At 69.8% G+C, this 5,598-nt stretch carries 4 protein-coding genes; 1 reads left to right on the top strand and 3 read right to left on the bottom strand.

Annotated elements, in window-relative coordinates:
* Positions 1-60: 60 nt before the first annotated feature.
* Genes AC1D01_RS18505 through purL form a run of 3 tightly spaced genes read right to left on the bottom strand, consistent with a single transcriptional unit; the run spans position 61 to position 4,704 of the window.
* Positions 61-417, bottom strand: coding sequence for a 5-carboxymethyl-2-hydroxymuconate Delta-isomerase (locus AC1D01_RS18505; RefSeq protein ID WP_477868812.1), 357 nt, complete (start codon positions 415-417; stop codon positions 61-63).
* Between the two features lie 10 nt (positions 418-427).
* Positions 428-670: a hypothetical protein gene (locus AC1D01_RS18500; protein WP_477868810.1), complete on the bottom strand. Its 243-nt coding sequence runs from the start codon at positions 668-670 to the stop codon at positions 428-430.
* A 20-nt stretch (positions 671-690) separates the two neighbouring features.
* The gene (gene purL / locus AC1D01_RS18495) at positions 691-4,704 is read right to left on the bottom strand and encodes a phosphoribosylformylglycinamidine synthase (RefSeq protein WP_477868808.1); all 4,014 of its coding nucleotides are present in this window, start codon (positions 4,702-4,704) and stop codon (positions 691-693) included.
* A 98-nt stretch (positions 4,705-4,802) separates the two neighbouring features.
* On the opposite strand from purL, the gene map reads away from it, so the two are divergent.
* A partial coding sequence (gene map, locus AC1D01_RS18490; protein WP_477868806.1) for a type I methionyl aminopeptidase occupies positions 4,803-5,598 on the top strand: 796 nt, incomplete at its 3' end.

Raw genomic sequence — 5,598 nt, 5'->3', positions numbered from 1 at the left:
CGATCGTGACGCACGGCAGCGGTGTCCGGCTGGCGGGCGGCGACTCGCTCGTCACGCCCGTCACGCGTCCAGGCCGGCGTTGCGCCGGTTGCTGAAGGTCGCGCGCTCCATCTCGCGCACGTCGCACGAGACGGCCTGCACCTGCGGCAGCAGCGCCGCGAGCCCGCGCACGATCGCGGCCGAGAGCTTCTTGCGGTCGGCCTCGCTGCGCCCGGTCAGCACGTAGGCGAACACATGGACGAAATCGGCGTTCATGCCGCCGACCAGGCTGTGCTCGTGCACCAGCACGCGGATCTTCACGTCGCCGACGGTGAACAGCTCGCTGGCGAGTGCGGCGTCGTGCACGGCACGCATCATCCGCTCGACCGGCACCTGGGCCGCGACCGACTTCGTGCACTCGAGGATGCAATGGGGCATGGGATCGTTCTCAGACGTCGAGGGTGTAGACACGGGCCGCAGCACGCTCGGCGGCACTGTGGCCGCGCAGCGCCTGCGCCCACGCAGCGTCGTTGGCCGAGTGCGCCGGCGTGAGGCCGCGCACCATCACCGCCACCTCTTCGGAGCCGCCATCGATCTCGTTGAGCTGGTGCAGCTGCTCGTCGAACAGCCGCGCGATCGATGCGCCGGCGGCGTCGATCAGCACGAGGTAGCGGACTGGCTTGCTGTGCATCGTTGTTCTCCCTGGTCCGCTCAACCGATCCAGCGGCGCGCGTTGTGGAACATCTTCATCCACGGGCTGTGGGCGGAAATGTCGCCCGAGGTCCAGCTCATCAGCACGTTGCGGAACACCCGCTCCGGGTGCGGCATCAGCACCGTGAAGCGGCCGTCGCCGGTGGTCACGGCCGTCAGRCCGTCGGGGCTGCCGTTCGGGTTCGCCGGGTAGGCCTCGGTCGGCCGGCCCGTGTGGTCGACGAAGCGCATCGCACGCTTCACGGTGGCGGCGTCGCCGCGCTGCGAGAAATCGGCAAAGCCTTCGCCGTGCGCCACCGCGATCGGCAGCCGGCTGCCGGCCATGCCGCTGAAGAAGATCGACGGGCTCTCGAGCACCTCGACCTGCGCGAGGCGGGCCTCGAACTGCTCGCTGCGGTTGCGGGTGAACTTCGGCCAGTCCTGCGCGCCGGGGATGATCGGCGACAGCGCCGCCATCATCTGGCAGCCGTTGCACACGCCGAGCGCAAAGGTGTCGCTGCGCCCGAAGAAGGCCGCGAACTGCTCGGCCAGCACCGGGTTGAACATCACCGAGCGCGCCCAGCCTTCGCCGGCCCCCAGCGTGTCGCCGTAGCTGAAGCCGCCACAGGCGACGAAGCCCTGGAACTGGTCGAAGCGCGCGCGGCCGGTCTGCAGGTCGCTCATGTGCACGTCGAAGGTGTCGAAGCCGGCCTGCGCCATCGAGTAGCTCATCTCGAGGTGGCTGTTGACGCCCTGCTCGCGCAGGATCGCCACCTTCGGGCGGGCGGTGTTGACGTACGGCGCAATCGGCGCCGCGGGGTCGAAGCCCAGCTGCAGGTGCAGTCCGGTGTCTTCGGTGCGGCCGGCGGCCTCGTGCTCGGCGTCGGCGCACGCCGGGTTGTCGCGCAGCTTCGCGATGCGCCAGCTGACGTCGTCCCAGGCCTGGTGCAGCTCGCGCAGCGGTGCGCTGAACACCGCCTTCGCGTCGCGCCAGATCTCGACGATGCCGCGCTCGTTGGTCTTGCCGATCACGTGGCTGTGCTTCGAGAGGCCGTGCTCGCGCAGCACCTGCATCACCTCGTTGCGAGCGTCGGTGCGCACCTGGATCACGGCGCCCAGCTCCTCGTTGAACAAGGCCTTCAGCGTCAGCTCGGCGCGGCGCGCCCCGACCTGCCCGGCCCRGTTCTTCGAGTCGCCGTGCTCGGCGCGGCTGTCGGCGATGCCATCGCCTTCGGTGACCAGCATGTCGACGTTCAGGCTCAGCCCCAGGTGGCCGGCGAAGGCCATCTCGCAGGCCGCCGCCCAGAGGCCGCCGTCGCTGCGGTCGTGGTAGGCCAGCAGGCGGCCCTGGCTGCGCAGCTGGTTGATCGCGGCGACCAGCGATTTCAGCAGCGCCGGGTCATCGAGGTCGGGCACTTCGTCACCGAACTGGTTCAGTACCTGCGCCAGCATCGAGCCGGCCATGCGGTTGCGGCCCTGGCCGAGGTCGATCAGCACCAGCGTCGTGTCGCCGGGCTGCAGCTGCGGCGTCAGCGTGCCGCGCACGTCGGCCAGCGTCGCGAAGGCGGTGACGATCAGCGAGACCGGTGCGGTGACCTGCTTCGCGGTTGTGTGACCCTCGCCCTCGTCGCTCCAGCGCGTGCGCATCGACAGGCTGTCCTTGCCGACCGGCACGCTGATGCCGAGCGCCGGGCACAGCTCCATGCCCACGGCCCGCACGGTGTCGTACAGCGCCGCATCCTCGCCCGGCTCGCCGCAGGCGGCCATCCAGTTGCAGCTGAGCTTGATGCGCTCGAGCTCGATCGGCGCGGCCAGCAGGTTGGTGATGGCCTCGGCGACCGCCATGCGGCCGGAGGCCGGCGCATCGAGCGCGGCCAGCGGCGTGCGCTCGCCCATGCTCATCGCCTCGCCGCGGAAGCCGCGGAAATCCGCCAGCGTCACCGCGCAATCGGCCACCGGCACCTGCCACGGCCCGACCATCGGGTCGCGGTGGTTCAGGCCACCGACGGTGCGGTCGCCGATCGTGATCAGGAAACGCTTGCTGGCCACGGTCGGGTGGCGCAGCACGTCGAAGGCCACCTTGCCGAGCGACACGTCGGTCAGCTGCAGCGCCGGCAGCGTGCGCTCGACGCGCTTCACGTCGCGGTGCATCTTCGGCGGCTTGCCGAGCAGCACTTCCATCGGCATGTCGATCGGCGTGTCATCGCTGCCGGGGTTGTCCAGCACCAGCTGCTTCGCTGCGGTCGTCACGCCGACCACCGCGAACGGGCAGCGCTCGCGCTCGCACATCGCGCGGAAGATCGGCAGCGCCTCGGGCGAGACCGCCATCACGTAGCGCTCCTGGCTCTCGTTGCACCAGATCTCCTTCGGCGCGAGGCCGCTCTCCTCCAGCGGCACCTGGCTCAGGTCGAAGCGCGCGCCCAGGCCGGCACCGTCGACCAGCTCGGGGAAGGCGTTCGAGATGCCGCCGGCACCCACGTCGTGGATCGCGAGGATCGGGTTCGATTCACCCAGCGCCCAGCAGTGGTTGATGACCTCCTGCGCGCGGCGCTCGATCTCGGGGTTGCCGCGCTGCACCGAATCGAAATCGAGCTCGGCCGCGTTGGCGCCGGCCGCCATCGAGCTGGCCGCGCCGCCGCCCATGCCGATGCGCATGCCGGGGCCGCCCAGCTGGATCAGCAGCGTGCCGGCCGGGAACTGCAGCTTGTGCGTCTGGCTGTCGGAGATGCTGCCCAGGCCGCCGGCGATCATGATCGGCTTGTGGTAGCCGCGGCGCTGGCCGCCGACCGTCTGCTCGTAGACGCGGAAGTAGCCGGCCAGGTTGGGCCGGCCGAACTCGTTGTTGAACGCGGCACCGCCAAGCGGGCCGTCGACCATGATCTGCAGCGGGCTCGCGATGTGCTCGGGCTTGCCGTAGGGCGACTGCTCCCAGGGCTCGCTGGTGCCGGGCAGGTGCAGGTTCGAGACGCTGAAGCCAGTGAGCCCCGCCTTCGGCTTGGAGCCGCGGCCGGTCGCGCCCTCGTCGCGGATCTCGCCGCCGGCGCCGGTCGACGCACCCGGGAACGGCGAGATCGCCGTCGGGTGGTTGTGCGTCTCGACCTTCATCAGCACGTGCACCGTTTCCTCGCGCGGGCCGTACAGCGGCGCGTTGGTGTAGCCCTGCGGCAGCCAGCGTTCCGTGGGGCCGCCTTCCATCACCGACGCGTTGTCGCTGTAGGCCACCACCGTGTGCTGCGGCGCGAGCTGGTGGGTGTTGCGGATCATCGCGAACATCGAGCGCTCCTGCTCGATGCCGTCGATCGTGAAGCGGGCGTTGAAGATCTTGTGCCGGCAGTGCTCGCTGTTGGCCTGCGCGAACATCATCAGCTCGACGTCGGTCGGGTTGCGCTTCAGGCCGGTGAAGGCGGCGACCAGGTAGTCGATCTCGTCGTCGCTCAAGGCCAGGCCGAAGTTCTTGTTGGCGACCTCCAGTGCCGAGCGGCCCTGGCCGAGCACGTCGACATGCTCCATCGCACGGCCGGCCTGCTCGTCGAACAGGTGGGCGGCGTCAGCCCGCTGCAGCAGCACGCTCTCGGTCATGCGGTCGTGCAGCAGCGCGGCCGCCTGCTGCAACTCGCCGGCCTCGAGCGGCTTGGCGGCGCCCAGCAGGCCGGCCAGGCCGGTCTTGAGCACCAGGCGGTATTCCGTCACGCGTTCGACGCGGCGGATCGCGAGGCCGCAGTTGTGGGCGATGTCGGTGGCCTTGCTGGCCCACGGCGAGACGGTGCCCAGGCGCGGCGCCACCAGCACGAGCGCGCCGTCGGCARGCCCGGAGGGACCCACATAAGCATCGCCATAGGTCAGCAGCGCAGCGAGCTTGTCGTGGGCGTCGCGCGGCAGCGGCTGGTCGCTCCACACCCAGTGGACGTGCCGGGCGTGCACGGCGGTGATGCGCGGGCTGATCGCCTGCAGCCGCGGCAGCAGGGCCTGGGCGCGGAAGGCGGACAAGGCGTTGCCGCCCTCGAAGTGCAGCAGATGCTTGGGTGTGGACGTCACGTTGGGGGCCAGCTTCGGGTTCTGGAGACCGGGTCGTGTTCAGGGACTGCCGGTGGAAACCCGGGATTTTACGGGGGTCGGTGCAATAATTCCGCCCCATGACGATCACGATCAAAACCGCCGAGGATGTCGCAGGCATGCGGATCGCCGGCCGGCTGGCCTCCGAAGTGCTGGACATGCTCACGCCGCACGTGAAGCCGGGCATCACCACCGAGCAGCTCGACAAGCTGGCGCACGACCACATCGTGGACGTCCAGCAAGGCATTCCGGCCCCGCTGAACTACGCGCCGCCGGGCTACACGCCCTACCCCAAATCGATCTGCACCTCGATCAACCACCAGGTCTGCCACGGCATCCCGAACGACCGGCCGCTGAAGGCGGGCGACATCGTCAACATCGACGTGACCGTCATCAAGGACGGCTGGCACGGCGACACCAGCCGGATGTTCGTCGTCGGCCACGGCTCGATCGCCGCGAACCGGCTGTGCCAGATGACCTACGACGCCATGTGGAAGGGCATCGTCAAGGTGAAGCCGGGCATCCACCTGGGCGACATCGGCCACTCGATCCAGACCTTCGCCGAGAACGCCGGCTTCTCGATCGTGCGCGAGTTCTGCGGGCACGGCATCGGCCGCAAGTTCCATGAAGAGCCGCAGGTGCTGCACTACGGCCGCCCGGGCACGCTCGAGGAGCTGGTGCCCGGCATGGTGTTCACGATCGAGCCGATGATCAATGCCGGCCGGCGCGACATCCGCGAGGCCGGCGACGGCTGGACCATCGTCACGAAAGACCGCTCGCTGTCGGCCCAGTGGGAGCACACCGTGCTCGTCACCGAGACCGGCTACGAGGTGCTGACGCTGTCGGCGGGCAGCCCGCCGCCGCCGGCCTTCGTGA

It is taken from the genome of Rhizobacter sp. P3_B12 (assembly GCF_056402895.1).
Note: the sequence above shows the minus strand (reverse complement) of the source record. Positions and strands in the feature narration are given on the sequence as shown.

Bases quoted from the DNA above. Each gene is read 5' to 3' on its own strand.
- AC1D01_RS18505 (WP_477868812.1), bottom strand. From the start codon at position 417: ATGCCCCATTGCATCCTCGAGTGCACGAAGTCGGTCGCGGCCCAGGTG.
- AC1D01_RS18500 (WP_477868810.1), bottom strand. From the start codon at position 670: ATGCACAGCAAGCCAGTCCGCTACCTCGTGCTGATCGACGCCGCCGGC.